A 20,766-nucleotide genomic window follows, 5' to 3' on the forward strand; every position below is an offset into this window, starting at 1 on the left:
GCGCGCTTCCCTGATCACGGCCCCGTCATTGACAGGTGGGACCGGGCCGTGATCAAGGAATCCGCGCCGGCGGGAGAACCGGCTGCGTACCGCCATCGTGCTGCGGCAGGGCCGGGCGACCGAAATCCCGCGCGAGCCAGCTCGATCGCTCGATCACGAACACTCGCGCGACACAATGGGTTATGGGACGAAAGCCCCCGTGGCGTTCACCACTCTTGGGTGCGGCATCCCGCCCCGCCGCCCGCACCACCAGAGCCCTCGTAGCTCGACCGCGGCGACAGCGCCGCACCCCCGTGGGGTGCCAGAATCCGTCGTAGCGGACCCACGCGGTCTTCTTCGCCATGCCGGTGATGACGCACCCTACTGGGACGGGAGGCCCAGCGATTGCATCAGGAGCGGGAAGGATCGGTGCAGTTCGCGTTCCCAGTAGGGCCAGTTGTGCTGCCCCGGTCCGTACAGGTTCGCCGTGACGTTCGCTCCGAGAGCGCGGAGGCTGCTGACGAACGCGCCGGCCATGTCGTTGCACCAGGGTTCGAGGAGCGGGTCGGCCGGCGTTCCGGGCGGGTCGAGGGGACCCGGCTGTCCGTTGCCGCTGGAGACGTACAGGGGGATGCCGAACAGGTCGAGTGCCCGGTCGTACGGGTTACGGGCCTTCCAGAGGAGAGCGTTCTGTACAGGGTCGCCCCAGAGAGCGAGGGGGTCTTGGCCTTCGTTGACCAGGACCTGCTGGATGTAGTCAGGGCGGAGCAGGGTGTGCACGATGCCGCTGTAGGAGGCGGCGGCGCGGAACATGCCGCGGTTGCGGGCGGCGTACGACATGGCGCCGAATCCGCCCATCGACAGGCCGGCGATGGCGCGCAGGGGGCCCGCGCCGTACTCGCGTTCCAGGAGCGTACGGAGTTCCAGGAGGTGGAATTGCTCCCAGCGCGGCGGCCCGTAAGAGCCGTGGTTCCACCAGTCGGAGTAGAAGCCGATGCGGCCGGCCTCCGGCATGACCACGAGCAGGTCGAGGTCCTCCGTCAGGGCCTCGATGTCCGTCGAGCGGGTCCAGGAGGTGTAGTCGTCGCCCGCACCGTGCAGCAGGTACAGGACCGGTAAGGGCAGTGGCGAGCGCTCGCGCGGGAGCAGCAGCCGCGCCTTGGCGGTCCTGCCCAGGGCGATGGAGTCGATGGTGAGGTCAAGTGTCCGAGGGCCGACCTCGGTCGTGGAGCCGATGAGCGGGATCATGGCAGTGCCGGCGAGGAAGGTTCGGCGGGAGAGGTGCACGGTTGTCTCCACAGGGTGCGGGTGTAGGGGTGTGCGGGGTGGTCGGAGACCTGCGCCGCCGGGCCCTGCTCGACGATGCGGCCTCGGTGCAGGACCGCGATCCGATGTGACATGTGCCGGACCACGTCGAGGTCGTGGGAGATGAACAGGTAGCCGAGCCCGAGCCGTTCGCGCAGGTCGAGCAGGAGGTTGAGGATGTGCGCCTGGACGGACAGGTCGAGTGCGCTGGTTGGCTCGTCGCAGACGATGAGTCGTGGTTCCGGGATGAGGGCGCGGGCGATGGCAATGCGCTGGCGCTGGCCTCCGGAGAAGGCGCTGGGGTAGCGTTCCGCCGCTTCGGCGGGCAGGCCGACGTCGGCCAGTACTTCGCTGACCCGGGCGGTGGCCTGGCCGCGGTCCCGCTTCTGGACGAAGCGGAGGTGCTCGGTGAGCGTCTGGCCGATGGTACGGGCCGGGTTGAGCGAGCCGTAGGGGTCCTGAAAGACGACCTGAATGTGGCGGCTCAGACGGCGGCGCACGCGTGGCTTGGCGTGCGTGACGTCTTCGCCGTTGTAGACGATCTTGCCGGAGGTTGCCCTGACCAGGCCGAGTATCGCGTTGCCGATGGTGGATTTACCCGATCCCGACTCTCCGACGAGGCCTAGCGTCTCCCCCGGAGAGAGATTCAGGCTGATGCCGTCCACTACAGTGCGCCGCCCATACCGGACATGGAGCTCATCGACGGTCAGCAAGGTCATCTCCGAGCACGCATCGGGTCTCGTGGCCTGGCGCGGGCACGAGCATGGGAATCGGCTCCGTGCGGCATTCGTCTCGGGCATGAGAGCAGCGGGGTGTGAAGTGGCAGCCGCGGGTGCGCTCAGCAGGGGCCGGGACGGTGCCGGGGATCGCAGCGAGTCGTTGCCCGGGGCGTGCTCTACGGGGCATGGCATCGATCAGGGCCGTCGTGTACGGGTGCAGGGGCCGGTCGAGCAGGTCGGCCGTGGCGCCTGTCTCGACGATCTGGCCGGCGTACATGACGTAGGTCCTGGTGCATAGGTGGGCCACCTCGTCCAAGTCGTGGCTGATGAGCAGGATGGCCATGTCCCGCTCGGTCTGGAGCCTGTGCAGCAGGTCGAGCACCTCCGTTCGTACGGTGACGTCGAGTGCGCTCGTCGGCTCGTCGGCGATCAACAGCCGCGGCCGGCCGGCCAGGGCCATGGCGATGCCGACGCGCTGCGCCATGCCGCCGGACAGCTCGTGTGGGTAGCGGCGGGCGACCCGTTCCGGGTCGGGGAGACCGACCTCGCGCAGCAGGTCGACGGCGCGGGCTCGGGCGTGCTTCCGGGTTCCGCCGTGGTGTCGGCGGACCAGCTCCGCGACGTGCTGCCCGGCGGTGAAGAGGGGGTCGAGCGAGGCCATGGGGTCCTGGGAGATCATCGCGATCTGCGAGCCGCGCAGGGTCTTGGGGTCCGTGGCGGCCAGGTCGAGTCCGCCGAAATGCATGCTTCCGTCGCCGAGGGCGTGCAGGCCCAGGATGGCGCGGCCGGTCACGGTCTTGCCGCAGCCCGACTCCCCCACCAGGCCGACGGCCTCGCCAGGTTCGATGTCCAGGCTGACACGTTCGACCACGGTGACACCGTTCAGGGTGATCGACGCGTCCCGTACGGTGAGAAGAGCCGAGCTTTGGGGGGCTGGGCGGGCGGCTCTGGTGACGCGGGCAGGAGACGTCAGGGGCCGCGAGTCGTGCGGAGTGGTGCCGAGCAGGCCGAAAGCGAGGATCGCGAGGCCGAGCACGGCTCCCGGGGGCACGAGCAGCCAGGGTTGCCGGTCGATGAGCGACGCCGCTTCGGCGATCATGGATCCCCAGGTGGGGGTCGGCGGCTGGGCCCCGAAGCCGAGATAGCTGAGCCCGGCATCGATCATCAGGGCGCCACCGGCGAGCAGCGAGCCCTGGACCAGGACTGGGCCGCGCACTCTCGGCAGCACGTGCCTGAGCAGGATGTGCCTGGTGGGCAAGCCGCTCACGCGGGCGGCGGCGACGTACAGCTCCTTGCGGACGGCCAGTGTCGCACCGCGGACCAGGCGGGCCGGTCCTGGGGACATCAGCACACCGAGACCGACCATGACGAGCACCTGGTCGTCGCCGGCAATGGCGACGACGGCGAGCAGCGTCACGATCACGGGGATGGCCAGCATCAGGTCCGCGACCCAGGTGAAGACGCGGTCCGCGCGGCCGCCGAGGTAGCCGGCCGCCAAGCCGCTGCCCACACCGGCAACGAGCACGGTGAGGACGGCGACGGCGGCGTGGGCGATGCTGATGCGTCCGCCGTACATGAGCCTGGACAGCACGTCGCGCCCAAGAGCGTCCGTGCCGAGCAGGTGCGCCCCGGTCGGCCCGGACAGCACATGGTCGAGGTCGGTCGCGGCGGGATCGTACGGGGCGAGCAGCGGCGCGGCCAGTGAGCCGAGTCCGAGCACGGCGAGGACGGCGAGGGCAAGTCGCTTCATGGCGTGCGCACCTTCGGGTCGAGCCAGCCGTAGACAAGGTCGACGGTGAGGTTCGCGGCGACCACGACCAGCGTGAACACCACCACGACCCCCTGCAGCACCGGAATGTCGCGCTGGGTCGCCGCCTGCACGGCCAGCCCGCCCAGGCCTGGCATGGCGAAGACGGACTCGACCAGCACGGTTCCGCTGAGCAGGCCGATGAACGTCAACCCGACCAGGGTGACCACGGGAATCCCGGCGTTGCGCAGCCCGTGGCGCAGGACGACGGAGGCTTGCGAAGCGCCGTTGGCCTGCAGCGCGGTCACGAACTCGCGCGACAATGTCCCCAGCAGCGCCTCCCGGGTCTGCTTGGCGAAGACGGCCACCCCGGGCAGCGACAGCGTGGCCACGGGGAGGACGAGGCTGCGGGCCCACTCCACCGGCGATTCCGTCCAGCCGACGTAGCCGGTGGCGGGCAGCAGCGGTACGGTCACCGCGAACAGCGTGACCAGCACGAGCGCCAGCCAGAAACCCGGTACCGCGTAGCCGGCCAGAGCCAGCACGTCGAAGGCGCGGCCGAGCCGACGGCCGCCGACCGCGCCGGCCAGACCGAGCGCGACCCCGAGCAGGACGGTTGCGGCGGTGGCGCACAGGATCAGGGAGAGCGACACGGGCAGCCGGTTCGCCAGCTCGGAGCTCACGTCCAGGCCACTGATCGGCGAAACGCCGAGGTCACCGCGGGCCACGCCACTCAGCCAGTGCCAGTACTGGACGAGCACGGGCTGGTCGAGGCCGAGTTGCGTGCGCAGTCGCTGGTAGGTGTGGGGGTCGTAGTGGTCGCCGAGGATGGTCCTGGCGGTGTCGCCGGGCGCGGCGGCCTGCAGCAGGAAGGTCAGCAGGGAGACCGCCAACACGAGCACGGCGGAGGCGAGGAGTCTGCGCAGGATCAGCGTTCTCATCGGGGCTGCCTCGCGATGAGCCGCCGGTACCAGTGGTAGGAGTCCTTGGGGGTGCGGGTCAGGGTGTCGAAGTCGACGTGGACGAGGCCGAAGCGGGGATCGTAGCCGTGGTCCCATTCGAGGTTGTCCATGAGAGACCAGACGTGGTAGCCGCGGATGTCCATGCCGTCGTCGAGGGCGGCCTTGATCTGCGTGAGGCAGCTGCGCAGGTAGTCGATTCGCCGCGGGTCGTGGATGCCCGCCGGTAGCGGTAGGCCGTTCTCGGTGATGTGCACGGGCGGCAGGTCCGCGTAGGTGTCGCGGAGCCAGCGCAGCAGGTCGCCGAGGCGCTCGGGGAGGATGGGCCAGCCGAGCATGTTGGTGGGTACGCCGGGGAAATCGGTGCGGGCGTAGCCGAGCGGGTCGTGGGAGGCGATGACGCGGGCAGGCGCGTACCAGTTGACTCCGAGGAAATCGATCGGCTCTCCTTTCAGGACCGCGTCCAGGAACAGCTGATCCTCGTGTGCTCGTGCGCGTTCCGCCGCGTCCCCTTCGAAACCGGCCAGGTTGAGCGCGATTCCCACCTCGCCGTGGTCGCGTAGCCGGGGCGTGGCCAAGGCGTGCGCGGCTAGCAGGTTGTCGGCGACGCGCAGACCGTCGTCAAGGGTGAGCGGTCCGGCCGGGCGGGACGCACCCGATATATGCGCCGACATAACGGAGAGCGGCTCGTTGAGAGTGATCCAGCGACGGACCCGATCCCCGATCCTGGCCGCGACCCCCTCGGCGTAGTCCGCGAAACGCTCGGCCGTCTCGGAGCTCAGCCACCCGCCGGAGTCCTCCAGCGCCTGTGGGTGGTCCCAGTGGTAGAGGGTGAGCAGCGGCTCGATCCCGCGAGCGAGCAGGCCGTCGATCAAGCGGTCGTAGAACGCCAGGCCGGCGGGGTTCCAGGAGCCCCTCCCGTCCGGTTGCACCCGGGGCCAGGAGACGGAGAAGCGGTAGGCGTCGATGCCGAGCACGGCCATGAGGTCGAGGTCTTCGTCGAGGCGGTGGTAGTGGTCGCAGGCCACGTCCCCGGTGGCACCGCCGGCGAATCCACGCTGGTGGGCGAGGGTGTCCCAGACGGACGGGCCCTTGCCGTCGACGTCCCAGGCGCCTTCGATCTGGTACGCGGACGTCGCCGCGCCCCACGTGAAGGTGGGCGGGAAGAGCAGGTCGTTCATGAGCCGGGCCGCCAGGACGACAGGCTCGGCAGCGGCTTGCCCGGCACCGCGCCGAGGTTGACGGTGTCGCGGTGCAGGAAGAAGACAGGGCTCAGGCACACGGGCAGGAACCAGCCCAGTTCGGTCACTCGCCGGACGATGCGCCGGTCGAGCTCGGCGCGGCTGCTCTCGTCGGCCGCCGCGGCCTTGGCGTCGAGGTCCTGCAGGACGTCGTCGGCACTGTGGAAGGGGTTCATGCCGATGGCGTCGCGTAACCACAGGCCGCGGCCCATGAAGTACGGGGGCAGCACACCCCATCCCAGGCTGGAGGCGGGATACTTCGACAGCTCCATGACGGCGGCGGCGGGCTCCTTGGCCGTGATCTCGAGGGTGACGCCGACCTCCCGCAGATCGGCGGCGACGGCCTGGACGATGTCCTTGAAGAAGGCCGGGGTCGAGGGGATCAGAACGGGCAGCCGGAACCCGTCCGGATAGCCCGCCTCGGCCAGCAGACGCCTGGCCCTGGCCTTGTCGTAGGTGTAGAAGGCGGTGTCGTTGTAGCCGTCCTGGCCGGAGGCGGCGAGTTGCTCGGTGGGCACACCGTACTCGCCGAGGAGCGCCGTGGTGATCTTCTGGCGGTCGACGGAGAAGTTGAGCGCCTGCCGCACCTGCTGCTTGCCCAAGGGCTGGCTCAGCTTGCCCGTCCGGTCGTTGAGCTGAAGGCCGAAGACGACGTTCGGCGTGGAGGCCACCTGGAGTCCGGCTGATTTCGCACCACCGACGATGGCGTAGCTGCCCGCGATCACGTCGGCCTGGCCCGTCTTGAGCGCGGCCAGCGCGGTGTTCTCGTTGGGCAGCACCCTGATGACGATCTTGTCGTAGTGCTGGTCGCCGGCGTTCCAGTAGGCCGGGTTGCGGACGTAGGTGTAGTGGTCGTTGGCGACGGTCTCTTCTGACGCCAGCGTGTACGGCCCCGCTCCGAAGGTCTGGGCGGCCAGCTTGGCCGGTTGTGCGATGGCGGCCGGGCTGATCAGGTTGCCGGCGAAGAAGTCCTGGCTGAACAGGGCGGGCAGCTGCGGATGCGGTGCCGACAGGCCGAGCCGCACGGTGCGGTCGCCCGCGACCTCCACCTGCGTGATGGGGGCGAGAAAGGCCGCCGCCTGTCCGGCCGCCTGGCGGAAGTAGTCGATGTTGGCCTTGACGGCGGCCGCCGTGAGCGGGGTGCCGTCGCTGAAGGTCACGCCCTGGCGCAGGGTCAGCTCGAACGCGGTGTTGCCCTTGTCCGTATATCGCCAGGAGGTGGCCAGCCTGGGCTGGTAGGTGCCATCGGGTGCGCGGTAGATGAGCGGGTCGTATGCGGCGCCGACGTACAGGGCGGACTCGCCGCCGCTCCTGGCCGGGTCAAGGCTGACCGGCGGCAAGGACTGGCCCACCTGGAGCGTGCGGGCGGTGCTCTTGGGGCCGCTGCTCCTGGACGCTGTGCCGCATCCGGCGCCGAGCACCAGAACCGCCGCGGCGATCGTGAATTCCCGCCTGGAAAGGGTCATCGGGTGTGTCCTTCTGGTGCTTGCCAGGTCCGGTCGAGCAACAGGTCGCCGTCGCGAGTGACGCGGCCCGTGGCGCGGACGGCCGAGGAGGTGGCGGTGAGGTCGATGTTCACGGCGACGCCGTCTACCTCGGCCGATACCCGGCAGGTGATGGTGGCGTCAGGGCGGGTGCGGTGCGCGGTGGCGACGAACTCCTGCTCGATCCAGAGCCCGCGGGCCGGACAGCCGCCGTGTGAGGCCATCCGGGTGGACACCGTGCCGTTGATCAGGTCGTTCGCGATCTCCCAGACGGGCGGCTCGCGCATCTCGAAGTCGACCGCCACGGGCTCCGGCGCCTGGAGCTCGATCTCCGCGGTCTCGCCGGAGATCGGGAGCGACAGGAGCGTCGCCACCGGCCTGCGTTCTCCGGAGGGCTCATACGGCCAGACCCGCGGGAAGTCACCGGAAGCGAGCACCACGCGCAACCGATGCCCGGCCGGGATCTCATAAGTGGTCGGGGCGAGCATCGCCTCATCCGTGCCGGTCAGCCCGGCGCAGATGAGGGTGGACCGGCCGTCCGCGTCCACGTCGACGAGCTTGACCGAGACCCGGAGCCAGGGGTTGTCCAGCATGACCCGCGGGGGGCCGCTGATCAGCAACGCGCCTTCCAACGGAGGCGAGGTGTGGCAGATGCTGCGGACATCGTCGTCGTGCTGGTCGAGCGGCAGCCCGAACGGGCCGTCCGGAGTCGCCCACAGGCCACTGAGCGCGCCTACGGCGTGATCCACTTCGGCGGGCTCGGTGAGCTGCCACCCACCCAGATCGACCTTCTGATCCGCACCACCGGGCGGCCATCGGCCGGCGGCCAGCCAGCGCGGGCGGGATCCCTGAGCGTAGAAGGTCACGGCGGGCTCGGTGCCTGCCTCCTTGCCCAGTAACCAGCGATCCCACCACGACAACGCCATGTTCAGAAAGTCGATGGGGGCCTGCGGGCTCCACTGCGGGGACCCGTGCATCCACGGCCCCGCCACGAGCTTTTTGGGGCCGCGCACTTGCTCGTAGGCGCGGATCATCCCATCGGCGAACAAGTCGCGCCAGCCCGCGAAACACAGGGTGGGGATCTGGATGGCCGCGGCGTCGATCCTCCGCCGGGCCCAGTCGGGATGCCCGGGTCCGTGGCGGAACAGATCGACCAAGTATGGTGTGGCCTCGAGCCGCCGCCGCCAGCGAGCCTGCTCGACGGGGTCGGCCGGGTCGTCGAGCGGCGGCAGGAGCTGGGCGAGCAGAGTGTTCTTGGCCCAGATGGCGAGCGGCATCGCCGCGCCCCTCGTCCCACCGGGGTGAGCGAAGTCCGTTTCCGGATCCATCAGACCCTGCACGGCGACAATCGCCTTCAGCCCGTTCGGGCGGGCGGCGGCCGCGCGCAGGGCCATGACGGCGCCGTACGAGTCACCCCACATGCCCGCCGTGCCGTCACACCACGGTTGTCCGATCGCCCAGTCAATGGCGGCCAGGGCGTCATCGACGTCGTCCTGATGGAGCGGCGGCCGTGGCGTTCCGTCAGAGGAGCCGGTGCCGCGCAGGTCCACCAGCATCGAGGCGTAGCCCCGGGCGGCGAACCAGCGCTGCATGGGCGTCCCGCCCAGCGCCGCCAGATCCCTGCGGTACGGCAGCACAGTGATCAGCACCGGCACCGGGGATCCGGCGGGCTCGGGCAGAAACAGGTCGGCCGAGAGCGTGACGTCCAGCTCTCCGGTCGGGATCCGGACGTCACGGCGCACCGTGACCCCGCCGCTCATGCGCTCCCGCCTTCGCGCAGCAGGAACCGCTGCAGCTTTCCGCTCGGCGTCTTGGGCAGCCCGTCCACGAAACGCACCTCACGCGGATAGGCGTGCGCGGCGAGCCGCTCCTTGACCAGCCGCTGCAACTCGCCCGCCAGCGCCTCGGACGGAACCGCCCCGGACCTGAGCACGACATAGGCGACGACGATCTCGCCACGAAGCTCGTCAGGCGTGCCGACGACGGCCGCCTCCGCCACGTCGTCGTGCTCCAGCAGGACGCTCTCCACCTCGAAGGGGCCGATCCGGTACCCGGCCATGAGGATCACGTCGTCATCGCGGGAGGCGAAGAAGAAGTACCCGTCGGCGTCCCTGGAGGCGGTGTCGCCGGTGAAGTACCATCGCCCGGGCGCGGTTCCACCGCGATAGCCCGTGAACCACATCAGCGGGCTGTGCTCGACATCGACCGCGACCCGGCCGAGAACTCCCGGCGGGGCGATTTGCTCCGAATCCGGCCGCAGCACCTTCAGCCGCCAGCCCGGCAGTTCCCTGCCCATGGAACCGAGGCGCAACCCGGCCAGGATGTCGGGGTGCCAGCCGTTGGCCACCGCCATGCCGAGCTCTGTCTGCCCGTAGTGGTCCAGGATGGGAACCCCGAGCGCCTTCTCCGCCCACTCGATCATGTCCGGGTTCAGCGGCTCTCCCGCGGACGAGCAACGCCGCAGCCGTGGTTCCGCGGCCGGGGCGTTCCGCAGCGCCCGGTAGACGGTCGGCGCCGCGGCGAAGTTTGTCACCCCGAAATGCGACAACACCCGCCAGGTCAGCTCGGCCGAGAACCCACCGTGCAGCAGCAGGGCGCGCCGCCCGAGCGCCAGCGGCCCGACGATCGCGTAGTAGAGCCCGTAGGCCCAGCCGGGGTCGGCCGCGTTCCAGAACACGTCGTCCGCGGCATGGTTCAGCCCGTATTCCTGGTACATCCGCATCGCCGCGACCGCCCGCAGCGGCACCGGGACCGCTTTGGGTGCGCCGGTGGTGCCGGACGTGAACAGCTCGATGATCAAGCCGTCACCTCCCACCGCCACGGCGCCCTCATACGGCGGCAGCTCTCGAAAGGCGGGGCCTGCCACCACCGGCTGGGATATCGAGGCCAGCTTGTCCCGCTGCCCCTCGTCGGCGACCACCACTTTGGCGCCCTCGACGCGCAAGGCGATCGCGGGCGGCGCGAATGCGGTGAACAGCGGCACCTGCACCGCCCCCAGTCGCCAGATCGCCAAGGTCGCCACCACCAGGTCGGCCGACTTGCCCATCAGCGTGGCAACCCGATCCCCCCGGCCCACCCCCAACTCGGCGAGCCCGGTGGCGAACCGCGCCGACTCCTCCCGTAGCCGGCCGAACGTCAGGTCCCGGCTGGACAGATCGGGCTCGACAACGGTGAAGGCGACCGCGTCAGCCGGATGACGATCACACAGAAGCTCGGCCGCGCACGCGTCCGCCGCGCCGTACACGGACAGCAACTCGGCGACGCGCTGAGGAGGGCTGGACATCGAAACTCCAGAGGTGTTGACGTGCTGTTACCGGGATGTTTCTCCCCGGGGCACATCTCGCGGTACCCCCGGATGAGGGGAAGGGGTCTTGCGCGGGCTCGGGAGCAGAGGTGAACCTTTGCGTACCTTGAGGAGAACTGCATGAATCACCCGGCAGACGACGAACGCCACATCCACACTGCGCTCACTCGCCTCCGCGACGCCACCAGGCTTCCGCTGGCCTTCGGCGGCCCGGTCAATGCCCGGCGCCAGGTCCAGCTGACCCAGTTCGCCGGCGCCAACAAGGGCGCGCTACGCGGGGTCGCCCTCGACTTCGGGCTCGGCCTCGGCGGAAAGGTCGTGGCCCGGCGGCAGCCGCTCGTGGTCAACGACTACGTGGCCTCCGAAGGGATCAGCCACCACTACGACCACGTCATCACCGCCGAAGGGCTGCGCGCCATGGTGGCGGTGCCCGTGGTGGTGCGGCAGGCCGTACGGGGAGTGCTCTACTGCACCACGCGCAGCACGTTCCCGCTGGGCGACCGGGTCGTCCAGACGGCCATGGAGACGGCGCGCGAGCTGGAGCAGACCCTGGCCGTACGCGACGAGATCGGCCGCCGCCTTGACCAGCTGACCAGACACGAACCTCCACCGCGCCCTGGACCACGCCCGCCGGGCAGCACCGAGCGCGAACTGATGCGTGAGGCCTACACCGAGCTCCGCATCCTAGCCAACGACCTGCGGGATCCAGCCCTTCGGGAACGGGTCGACGCGGTGTGCAGGAAACTGTCCGGCGCAACCGCGACAGGCGCGGGGCCCACGCTGTCGGGACGAGAGCTGGACGTCCTCGCCTGCGTCGCCCTCGGCTGGACGAACGCCCAGACGGCCGACGACCTAGGCATCACACTGGAAACAGTCAAAAGCTACTTACGCACCGCGACCAGGAAGCTCCAGGCCCGCTCCCGCCTCGAAGCGGTGGTCACCGCCCGCCGGCTCGGCCTACTGCCATAGCGGCGCCCTTCGGTTGTCGGACGAGCCCGGTCGATCACGGGTTCGACCGGGCTCGTCGGGTGGAGACGGGTCACGCGAGGTCGAACCGGTCGAGTTCCATGACCTTGGCCCAGGCTGCGACGAAGTCGGCCACGAACTTGTCGCGGGTGTCCTGGCCGGCGTAGACCTCCGCGAGGGGCTCGTAGCTGGGAGTTGGAGCCGAAGATGAGGTCGACCGCGGTGGCGGTCCACTTCACCTCATCGGTGGCCACGTCGCGGATCTCGTACACATGCTCCTCGGAGTCTGATGCCGTCCACCGGGCGCCCGAGGAGAGCAGGTTGGTGAAGAAGTCGTTGGTGAGCACGCCGTGCCGGGTACCGCCGAAGTTGGCTCCGAGGGAGCGCAGGCCGCCGATAAGGACGGTCATTTCGGGCGGGGTCAGGTTGAGCATGTAGGCACGATCGACGAGCAGCACCGAACTGGCCACAGTCCGTGTGCTCGGCACCACCGCTCATCCGAGCGCCGACTGGGTCACCCAGGTGATCAGGAACCCGGTGATGGATCTGAACGATGCGGGCTGCCGGGCGCACTATCTGATCCGCGATCGGGACGGGAAGTTCCCCGCCCTGATGGACGAGATCCTCGCCGAGGCCGGCATCAAGACCGTGCTCACCGGCATCCGGATGCCGCGCGTGAACTCGATCATGGAGCGGTGGGTGCGGTCCTGCCGTCACGAGCTTCTCGACCGCTGCCTCGTCTGGAACGAACACCATCTTCGGCACGCCCTACGCGAGTACGAAGGCTTCTACAACCAGCACCGAGCCCATCAAGCCTTGAACCAAGCAGCCCCGCTGCGTACCCGTCCCCGATCCGATCACGGATCCAGAGCGAATTACCGACCTGAATGTACCCCGACGAGACCGGCTCGGCGGCGTCCTCCACGAGTACTCACATGCGGCTTGAACTGCACTGAATGGAATTTTCGGCAGGCGCAGTGTCGGAGACCCGCAACGCTGGCCGTAACCCACGCACCCTCTCCGAACCGCGGGACCCACTCCTTCGTTTGGGCCCTCCGCTCCCGAACACGTCCCCAACCGCCAGGTAGCGGAGGGCTCTGCCCCAGGGCGTTCCTCAACCCCGGGTTAGCCAGACGTTAAAAGCCCTGGCGGCCACCTCTCAGAGAGTAGATCAGAGGTTGAGGATATGCTGCTGGACGGTCGGCCATTCCATCCCAAGAGCTTCTTTGGCAAGCTGAAGCGAAGACAATTTGGGGTTGCTCTGTTCGATCTCTCTAAGCGCAACTCGGATGGCAATCCCAGCCCTCCATCGCAACCTCATGAGCTCAGAGTTCGCAGCGGACGATTCATATTCATTGGTAGCCTCCAGCCAATCTCGACCGAGGCGAAGTGTGCGGTCCATGACCTCTGTGTGGAGCGCCTCCTCGGGGACATACCCTGAGCCGTAAGCGCTACGAGCCTCTGAAATTCCCGGCCATTCAAAGCCGAATTTCGCGACAAGCAGATCAATAATCCAGAAGAGAAGTTCAGACTTCTTGCCGTGCGGCCACACATCGGGAGAATTCGGAATAGTTGGTTGTGAAGCGATGGCACCACTGTGTACCGAATCGACGTAGACGACTTCGTGGGTTGAGTTTAGCCACTCTTCGGTAATGCGGAGTCCTGACCGAGCTTCCAGGATTGCCAGCGCCGCCGCCTTTTGCGCGACAACGCCAGCAGGACTGTCCTCGGAAAATTGGTGGATGAATTGCAGCTCTTGGCTAAGTGCTTCTGGATTGGTTCCGCCAGCGAGCTCGCGCGAGAAACCTTCGGGGAAATACGCGACGATATCCCCATCCTCGGCATACGCAATGGCCTCCCAAGTTTTGCCACCCCACTCGATTCCCAGCGCCGACGCACCACTGCTCAGAGCGCGGCAATAGTCTCTCAGAGAGGTGGATTCAGAGGATAGATTGAGGATCGATACCGTCCCATCTCCTGCGTATCGATGGACAAAGAATGCCACTATCGGACAGTGCAGCGTTATTGGAAGTTCGTATCCGTCTTCTTGACGAACCTCTGGCGGAGTCCCACCCGCGAGAACTTCGTGGATATCGTCGATCTCAATCGATTGATGAGCTTTTGGCGTGACAGAGATCCACCACATTCGATCGGATAACCACTGAACAGAGCTGGAACGCAGCAAGGGTAGATAGTAGTTGATTGCAGCAAGATCGTACATGATGCCTGATGCTACTCCTCGATAAGTTAATCGGGAAGATGGTTCGTGTCGAGCCGGCCCGGGAGCGCTGAAGTTTCCATTTTGGGCACCCGGGCCACTCTACCGTCTGCGATCATCCCAATCTTGGTATGCCGGGGGTGGGATTGCCGCAAAGTTGCTCGATCGGTCGCAGGTTGATCTTGGTCTTGAATCGGACGAAAAAAGGATCGCCATGCAGGATCCGGTCTCGAAGATAGAATCTTTTGTCGAGCGCGTCACCGGCCTTTTTGTCGTCGTCATTCGCAATGGGACAGACGAAAACTTATCGGGATTGGCCGGCTTGTCGCCGTCCCAGAGCGAGGACCATTCACATCGCTCATACGTGGGGGCGAAGGGGTATTCATCGCATTGACGGGTTTGGTTCTGCGTGTAGTTTACTCCCCAGATCTCTATGCACTTCGGTCGCGTATATTTTCTACGATAGGTGTCGGCGAGGTCTGCGCCTGCCGAAAATTTCATCCACGCAGGTCACGGCCCTGCGAAGGCTTCGCGTGGCGGCGCGAACTCCGGCCACTCAGAAGATGGAACCAAGTGCGGCATGATGATCGGCCGTGCTCCTCCGCCTGGCCTACCTCACCATCACCAACACATTCGCTGCACTGCGGTTGCTGACGCGCTGGGAGGCCGGAAGGGCGCGTTCGACGGTGTATCGGCCCGCCATGGCGTCCTGAAGCCGAGACGACAACCGTGTATGCGGTGGCAGATCCCCTGTCGGCCCCGAGTTCCTGAGATCGGCAGTAGGTAGCGCCGTTATCGCAGCGTCACGTGTCGCGGGCCGTGGAGTCAGGAGGAGGTTGGTCCGCGTGGTCGTAGGCTTCCTGCGACGCTGACACGTCGCCGAGGTGCGCGATCGCCCATTCCTGCAGTGCGCGCAGCGGCTCGCGCAGGGTGCGGCCCGCCTCGGTCAGCGCGTACTCGACGCGGACCGGAACCTCGGGGTAGACGGTGCGGCGCACGAGCCCGTCCCGTTCGAGCCCGCGGAGGGTCTGGGTGAGCATCTTCTGCGAGATGCCCTCAATGCGTCGGCGCAGCTCCGAGAAGCGGACGCTGCCGTCCCACAGGGCGCCCACGATGAGCACCGTCCAACGGTCGCCAATGCGATCCAGGATGTGGCGAGTCGGGCAGTCCGCGCGGTAGGGGCTGCCGCGGAGCACCGACTCGGCCTGAGTGGTTACCACAAAGTGCCTTCTTCCCATTGGAGAGCTGCGCTCATACGGTAATCGCAGCGCGTCGTCCGACGCCAGCCATCCCGCAGAAAGGCCTCCTCATGTCCCGCATCACCGTCATCGGCGGCACCGGCTATGCCGGTTCGGCCATCGTCGCGGAGGCCGCTGCCCGCGGTCACCAGGTCACCGCGCTGAGCCGCTCGCTCCCCGACGCGCCCATCCCGGACGTGGCCTATGTGCAGGGCGACGCCACCGACGAGGCAACGCTCTCGGCGGCCATCGAGGGCGCGGACGTCGTCGTGGGCGCACTCGCCCCACGCGGCCCGCTGGCCGGCATCTTCCGCGACGTCTACCGCATGATCGCACGTCTGGCCGATGCCGCGGGCGTACCCCTGTACGTCGTCGGCGGCGCCTCGTCGCTGCGCCCCGCGCCCGGGGCGGATCGCTTCGTCACCGACCTCAGCCACATCCCCGCAGAGCTCCACGACGAGATCCGTGCCGGGGCGGCGCTCATCATCGAGGACCTCCCAGCCACGCCCCCGACCCTCGACTGGGTCTTCGTCAGCCCGGCGCTCCGGTTCGGCGCACGCATGCCCGGCGAACGACTTGGCCGTTACCGGCTCGGCGACGACGTCGCGGTCGCGCCCGAGGACGGCGGCGCGATCTCCGCCGCGGACTACGCCCTCGGGTTCGTCGACCTGATCGAGAAAGGCGACCACCACAGGGCACAGGTCAACCTCGGCCACTAGGCAGGCCCGTTGTCCTGTCTCTGAAGATCTTGCCTCTCGACGGAGCCCTGACCAAGCCAGAGGCAATCTCGGGTGAGACGGAACAGCGGCCGAATCTCATTCAAACAAGGGCTCTGTCGCAGTTAACCTTGACAGACCCAAAAGCGGTCTTCAGCCAGCGGGCTCAGGCTGGTGCCGCCGTTCTGGAGGGTGCGAGCAGGCCCAGGGCGCGGGCCGTATCAACGGCCTCCGCCCGGCGGTGCGTGCCGAGCTTGACGTACAAGTTACGGATGTGCGTCTTGACCGTGTTGGTCGAGACTGAGAGTTCGCGGGCGATTTCCGGGGTGGTCAGGTTGGTGGGCAGGTAGCGCAGTACGCGGACCTCGCTGCCGCTGAGCGGTTCCCGCAGCGGCTCAGGTCTGGTCGGCGACCGATCGGGCCGCGTGCCGGCCAGCAGCAGGGCCTGGATCTCGGCGATGAGAGAAGCGTGCGCGGTGCGATGCCGGACGTGGCGCTCGAACAGACTCGGAGCCGGGTAGAGCAGGAACGGGAGGAGCACGCCGTCGGGCTCGGCCAGGTCCAAGGCGCGCTCCAGGGCGGTTTCCGCGGCGGCCTGGTCGCCGAGCGCATCCCGGGCGATCGCTTCGAGCAGGAACGCCTGCGCTTTCCTGGCCGGCCAGGCTAGCGGCGCGGTGCCGTCAAGGACCGGGGCGAGGGCTGCGGTGGCGGCCTGCGGGTCACCCTGGGCGAGGCACAGCGCGGCGGTGGAGTTGCGGGTTGTCCCGTGGCTGCGGTCCTCGTCGCTGTCGTTGAGCCCGGTCAGGAACCGCGCGGCGCGGTCGGTCTCGCCGAGGCGCAACAGGCTGTGCACCAGCAGTTCCCGTGTCGGGGGCAGCAGGTAGTGCCGGGAGGCGAGGTGCCTGGACAGCGGCACGCCGGCCTCGAAGGCGGCGAGCGCCTGCGTGGTTCTGCCGCGTGCCAGTTCAAGGACCCCGCGGACGTAACGGATGGCCAAGACGACCGCAGGCTCGGTTTCTGTGCTGAGGAAGCGCTCGGCGCGCTTCACCCAGGGCTCGGCTTCCGCGGGCCTCACCTGGTAGGCCAGCACCGCACCAATCGTCACGGAGGCGACGCGGGCGGCCGGCTCACTGGCCCACCCGTGCCGCTCGGCCAACTCGACCGCCTGCGTGCCGAGTTCCACCGCGCGGGCTGTCGACCACAGGAGGTTCGTCGCCGCCAGGTAGGCCAGGCCGGTGAACTCCAGGTAGGGCCGCCGGATCTGGCGGGCTAGCGCGATGCCGCGTTCCAGGTTCGGTCTCGCATCATCGGGCGCGTCTGCCCAGAACTCGGCGATGCCGAGGCTGATCAGCGCCAGCGCCCGCAGGTCCTCCCCCAGGCCAGTCACCGCGATGCCCGCGCCGCTGGCCTGGACCATGGCTTCCAGCCTGGCGGCCTGCTCAGTTACGGCTGGCAGGTCGGCACGCTGGCGGGCAAGCAGCAGCCCGACAAGGCCAAGCAGCAGCCGCACCTGCCCGCGCCGGGCTTCTGGCACGCTCTGCGATCCCCGCTGCGCCTGGCCCAGGTACCCTTCCGCGGCTTCCAGCGACCCGCGGGCCAGCTCATCCGCCGCGGCTACCGCGGCCAGCCCGGCATCCGCCGCGGCCAGCCCGGACGGGAAGCCGGCTAGCAGCTCGTGCACGGCGCTGGCCTGGCCGTCCAGGTGCAGGGCGGGCCAGTGGTCGGTGAGCAGTTGGGCGGCGAGGTCCCAGCCCTCGGCGTCCTGGGCCTGCCGCACCGCCTCAACCAGGTAGCCGTGCCCGGCCAGCCACTCTGCCGCTGTCCGGTGCAGCCCGGCCACCGCTCCCGGTTCGGTGCGGCGCAGTTCCAGCCGCAGCAGGCCGGCGAACATCTGGTGGTAACGGAACCAGGAGCGTGCCGCGTCCAGCGAGACCACGAACGCGCCTGCCGCCTCCAGATCCTGCAGGATCCGTTCGGCGCCCTCGGCTCCGGTCAGCAGGCTGGCCAGCTCGCCGTTGACCCGCTCCAGGATGCTGGTGCGCAGCAGCAGCATCCGCACCTGCGCGGGCTGCCGGTCCAGCACCTCAGCCAGCAGGTACTCGGCCACCGTGCGCTCAGTTCCGGAGAACTCGGCCGCGAACCGCTCCGGCTCCGGGTGCCCGGCCAGCGACAAGGCGGCCAGCCTGAGACCTGCCGCCCAGCCCTCCGTTCGCTGGTGCAAGCCCGCCAGCGCCGACGGCGGCAGCTTCGTTCCCGCCGTCGCCAGCAACTCGCCGGCTTCGGCCAGCGAGAACCGCAGGTCGCCATCCCGGATCTCGGTCAGCTCGCCATCCAGCCGGAGCCGATGCAAGCCCAGCCGTACGTCGTGTCGCGCGGCTAACACGAACCGCAGCCCCTGCGGCGCGCGCATCACCAGCAGTTCAAGCTGCCGGAGCGACTCCTCGCCGAGCTCGTGCACGTCATCGACCACGAGCCACAGCTCGTCTTCCAGCCCTGCGAGGTCCGCGAGCAGCTGTTCCGCTATCGTCTGCCCGTCCAGGCCCGGTGCCCCCGTCACTGCGCCCACGAGCCCCGCTCCTGGTGCGGTCGCACGCAATGCGGTAACCACTGACAGCCAGAACCGCTGCGGGTCGCGTTCCTCCCGCCCCGCCGCAACGTACGCTGCCCGCCCCGCCAGCCTCCGCTGGCTGATCCATGACCGCAGCAGCACCGTCTTCCCGCTGCCCGCAGGCGCCGACAGCATCGTCACCCGCGCCGACTCGTCAAGCCGGCCAAACAGCGCAGGCCGGGCCACTACCCCGCCCGGGCCAGCGCCGCCGCCTACCTTGGCCGTGAGCTCCGGTCCGTTTAGTCCCACAGTCTGATCATTGCATTTCTCGCGCCTGAACCGCAGTCGCGCAAGGAACTGTCGCCGGCCAGGGTGCCGGCCGCTGCGCGCAATCACCCTGATCGGATGGGCTTGGTGTCACCCGGTCGATGTGAATTCGTTCCGGCCAGTCCTGTAGGCACGCGCACCCGTGCGGAGGAACTCATGCCTGCTCGGCCAGTGCGCGCCACTGCTGCCAGGTGGCGAGCCGCTCGCGGTACGCCTTCTCCGCGATGGGGTAGGGGAAGCTGCCGAGAAACAGGCGCAGCGGCGGCTCGGGGAGGTCGACCAAGTTGAGGATTACCCGCGCGGTGACCGACGGGTCGCGCGGTGCGCGGGCACCGGCGCCAGCCCGGCGGGCCTCCCGTACCGGCTCGTAGGCGGCGATCGGCGCGGTGTGTACCGCCGAGTCGCCGGCCCAGTCCGTGCCGTACGGCCCGGGCTCGACGAGCGTCACCTTGATGCCGAGCGGGCCGACTTCCTGTGACAGCGCCTCGCTCATGGCCTCAAGGCCCCACTTCGAGGCGTTGTACAGGCCAAGCGTCGGGAAGGCGGCGATGCCGCCGATGCTGGAAACCTGCAGGAGGTGCCCGCTGCCCTGTGCCCGCATGACCGGCAGGGCCGCCTGGGTCACCCACAGCGGGCCGAGCAGGTTGGTGTCGATCTGGGCGCGGGCCTGCTCTTCAGTGGTCTCCTCGACCATGCCGAACAGGCCGTAGCCGGCATTGTTGACCACCACGTCCAAGCTGTCGAACTCGCGCGCGGCGCGGTTCACCGCGGCGAACACTCCAGCCCGGTCGGTCACGTCGAGGGAGACCGGCAGGAACTGGTCACCGTACTTGTCGGACAGTTCCCGCAGCGTGTTGATGTCGCGTGCCGTCGCGGCGACCCGGTCACCACGTTCCAGCGCCGCAGCCGCCCAGATGCGGCCGAAGCCGCGCGAGGCCCCGGTAATGAACCATGTCTTCATGCGATCTCCTCAAGATAACGATGAGCAGCCGGGGGTGTCCCTGTGCCCCGGCGCTCCCTGTCATGCGCGCCAATCTGGCCGGCCGCCGGATGAGCGGTCGTCGCCCTATCGGGGTGGTTCACGGCGGTTCCCTGGTCCGTGGGTCAGTTGCACAGGGTGCCAAGTGCTTGCTTGATCGCGGCGGCGAGGGGAAGCCAGGGGACGGAGCTGATGCCAAGGAAATGCTGGGTCGCGGCCTGGATGTCCTGGCCGGTAACCGTCTGGGTGCTGCCCTTGGCGGGGATGGCGGCGCGGTTGGCGCGGGCTACGCCGGCGATGGCCCCAAGCCGAACCGGCCCGGGAGTGCATGGTGGCCGACAGTTCACCGTCGGCCACCATGTGCGGTGGTGCTCGGATCTAAGTGCCTACTCGGCCTTGTCCGCGAACTCGCGGACATTCGTGGTGAGCGCGTTCTGATGCCGCCACGAACGCAGGTGTTCGTAGATCACCTTGGCGAACCCCGGCGCGGTCTTCTCCTCGGTCCAGGAACGCTGCAGCTCGGACCCGATGGCCAGCCAGTTCGTCGGGATCACCCCGGCCTGGATCAACCGCAGGACGGCCAGGTCGTGCGTCTCCCTGGTGGTGGCGGCGGAGGCGTCCATCACCCCGTACACCTCGTAGCCGCGGTCGAGGGCGGTCAGGGCCGTCTGCGCCAGGCAGACATCGGTCTGAATGCCCGCCATGATCAGCCGCTTCCGCCCGGTCGCCTCGATCGCGGCGGAGAAACCCTTGTCGTAGAACGCGTCGAAGCCTTCGGTGCGGTGGTGGACGGGCGTGTCGCCCAGGGCTTCGGCGACCTCCGGGTACAGCGGCCCGGCAGGCGAGTCGTCGTATCCCGCCGTGACGACCAGCGGCATGTCGAAGGCCTTCGCGATCTGCGCCAGGGCGACCGCGCCGTCGATGGTCTCCTCGAGGGTGTGCGACCGGATCAGGTTGGAGAAGCCGACCTCGTGGTCGATCAGGACGATCGCACTGTTCTCCGGAGCCAGTGGTGTGCGTGCCATTGTTTGTCTTC

Annotated in this window: 16 protein-coding genes and 1 pseudogene; 3 read left to right on the forward strand and 14 right to left on the reverse strand. The window is 68.5% G+C overall.

The window, feature by feature from the left end; translation table 11 throughout:
• Window positions 1–360 precede the first annotated feature (360 nt).
• Genes ACQPWU_RS47020 through ACQPWU_RS47055 form a run of 8 tightly spaced genes read right to left on the reverse strand, consistent with a single transcriptional unit; the run spans window position 361 to window position 10,717 of the window.
• Window positions 361–1,266 carry an alpha/beta hydrolase gene (locus ACQPWU_RS47020; protein ID WP_433432595.1) on the reverse strand — a complete coding sequence of 302 codons (906 nt, stop codon included), beginning with the start codon at window positions 1,264–1,266 and terminating at the stop codon, window positions 361–363.
• A complete protein-coding gene (locus tag ACQPWU_RS47025) occupies window positions 1,224–1,997 on the reverse strand; it encodes an ABC transporter ATP-binding protein (RefSeq protein WP_433432596.1) in 774 nt (257 codons plus the stop codon). Before ACQPWU_RS47025 ends, ACQPWU_RS47020 begins: the two co-directional genes overlap by 43 nt.
• Entirely contained in the window at window positions 1,981–3,753 is a 1,773-nt protein-coding gene (locus tag ACQPWU_RS47030; protein ID WP_433432598.1) for a dipeptide/oligopeptide/nickel ABC transporter permease/ATP-binding protein, read from the reverse strand. The genes ACQPWU_RS47025 and ACQPWU_RS47030 overlap by 17 nt, the downstream gene beginning before the upstream one ends.
• On the reverse strand, window positions 3,750–4,691 hold the full coding sequence (locus ACQPWU_RS47035) for an ABC transporter permease (protein ID WP_433432600.1): 942 nt from the start codon (window positions 4,689–4,691) through the stop codon (window positions 3,750–3,752). Before ACQPWU_RS47035 ends, ACQPWU_RS47030 begins: the two co-directional genes overlap by 4 nt.
• The gene (locus tag ACQPWU_RS47040; protein ID WP_433432602.1) at window positions 4,688–5,890 is read right to left on the reverse strand and encodes a glycoside hydrolase family 1 protein; all 1,203 of its coding nucleotides are present in this window, start codon (window positions 5,888–5,890) and stop codon (window positions 4,688–4,690) included. Before ACQPWU_RS47040 ends, ACQPWU_RS47035 begins: the two co-directional genes overlap by 4 nt.
• Window positions 5,887–7,416 carry an ABC transporter substrate-binding protein gene (locus ACQPWU_RS47045; RefSeq protein ID WP_433432604.1) on the reverse strand — a complete coding sequence of 510 codons (1,530 nt, stop codon included), beginning with the start codon at window positions 7,414–7,416 and terminating at the stop codon, window positions 5,887–5,889. Before ACQPWU_RS47045 ends, ACQPWU_RS47040 begins: the two co-directional genes overlap by 4 nt.
• Window positions 7,413–9,194, reverse strand: coding sequence for a CocE/NonD family hydrolase (locus ACQPWU_RS47050; RefSeq protein WP_433432606.1), 1,782 nt, complete (start codon window positions 9,192–9,194; stop codon window positions 7,413–7,415). The genes ACQPWU_RS47045 and ACQPWU_RS47050 overlap by 4 nt, the downstream gene beginning before the upstream one ends.
• A complete protein-coding gene (locus ACQPWU_RS47055) occupies window positions 9,191–10,717 on the reverse strand; it encodes an AMP-binding protein (protein ID WP_433432607.1) in 1,527 nt (508 codons plus the stop codon). The genes ACQPWU_RS47050 and ACQPWU_RS47055 overlap by 4 nt, the downstream gene beginning before the upstream one ends.
• Window positions 10,718–10,858: 141 nt before the next feature.
• Between ACQPWU_RS47055 and ACQPWU_RS47060 the strand changes: the two genes are divergently transcribed.
• Complete coding sequence (locus tag ACQPWU_RS47060) at window positions 10,859–11,707, forward strand: LuxR C-terminal-related transcriptional regulator (protein ID WP_433432608.1); 849 nt, start codon at window positions 10,859–10,861, stop codon at window positions 11,705–11,707.
• Window positions 11,708–11,777: 70 nt separating this feature from the next.
• Here ACQPWU_RS47060 and ACQPWU_RS47065 read toward each other — a convergent pair.
• Window positions 11,778–12,162, reverse strand: a pseudogene (locus ACQPWU_RS47065) (catalase/peroxidase HPI); the annotation flags it as partial.
• Between the two features lie 154 nt (window positions 12,163–12,316).
• On the opposite strand from ACQPWU_RS47065, the gene ACQPWU_RS47070 reads away from it, so the two are divergent.
• Window positions 12,317–12,844: an integrase core domain-containing protein gene (locus ACQPWU_RS47070; RefSeq protein WP_433445460.1), complete on the forward strand. Its 528-nt coding sequence runs from the start codon at window positions 12,317–12,319 to the stop codon at window positions 12,842–12,844.
• 31 nt (window positions 12,845–12,875) lie between these two features.
• Here the strand turns inward: ACQPWU_RS47070 and ACQPWU_RS47075 are convergent, their stop codons facing one another.
• Together ACQPWU_RS47075 and ACQPWU_RS47080 are read right to left on the reverse strand one after the other, a co-directional pair.
• Window positions 12,876–13,925, reverse strand: coding sequence for a hypothetical protein (locus ACQPWU_RS47075; RefSeq protein WP_433432610.1), 1,050 nt, complete (start codon window positions 13,923–13,925; stop codon window positions 12,876–12,878).
• 800 nt (window positions 13,926–14,725) lie between these two features.
• Window positions 14,726–15,142: a winged helix-turn-helix transcriptional regulator gene (locus tag ACQPWU_RS47080; protein ID WP_433432612.1), complete on the reverse strand. Its 417-nt coding sequence runs from the start codon at window positions 15,140–15,142 to the stop codon at window positions 14,726–14,728.
• 89 nt (window positions 15,143–15,231) lie between these two features.
• On the opposite strand from ACQPWU_RS47080, the gene ACQPWU_RS47085 reads away from it, so the two are divergent.
• Window positions 15,232–15,879 carry an NAD(P)-dependent oxidoreductase gene (locus tag ACQPWU_RS47085; protein WP_433432614.1) on the forward strand — a complete coding sequence of 216 codons (648 nt, stop codon included), beginning with the start codon at window positions 15,232–15,234 and terminating at the stop codon, window positions 15,877–15,879.
• A 163-nt stretch (window positions 15,880–16,042) separates the two neighbouring features.
• Here the strand turns inward: ACQPWU_RS47085 and ACQPWU_RS47090 are convergent, their stop codons facing one another.
• The 3 genes from ACQPWU_RS47090 to ACQPWU_RS47100 all read right to left on the reverse strand — a co-directional run bounded on the left by ACQPWU_RS47090 (window position 16,043) and on the right by ACQPWU_RS47100 (window position 20,755).
• Window positions 16,043–18,820, reverse strand: a complete 2,778-nt coding sequence (locus ACQPWU_RS47090) for a LuxR C-terminal-related transcriptional regulator (RefSeq protein ID WP_433432615.1) — start codon at window positions 18,818–18,820, stop codon at window positions 16,043–16,045.
• 85 nt (window positions 18,821–18,905) lie between these two features.
• Complete coding sequence (locus ACQPWU_RS47095; RefSeq protein ID WP_433432617.1) at window positions 18,906–19,712, reverse strand: SDR family NAD(P)-dependent oxidoreductase; 807 nt, start codon at window positions 19,710–19,712, stop codon at window positions 18,906–18,908.
• A 404-nt stretch (window positions 19,713–20,116) separates the two neighbouring features.
• Window positions 20,117–20,755 (reverse strand): isochorismatase family protein, encoded by a 639-nt coding sequence (locus tag ACQPWU_RS47100; RefSeq protein WP_305923865.1) that lies wholly within the window; start codon window positions 20,753–20,755, stop codon window positions 20,117–20,119.
• Window positions 20,756–20,766: the final 11 nt, after the last annotated feature.

It is taken from the genome of Nonomuraea sp. CA-141351, assembly GCF_050944675.1.
In the GTDB taxonomy this organism is placed as follows: Bacteria; Actinomycetota; Actinomycetes; order Streptosporangiales; family Streptosporangiaceae; genus Nonomuraea.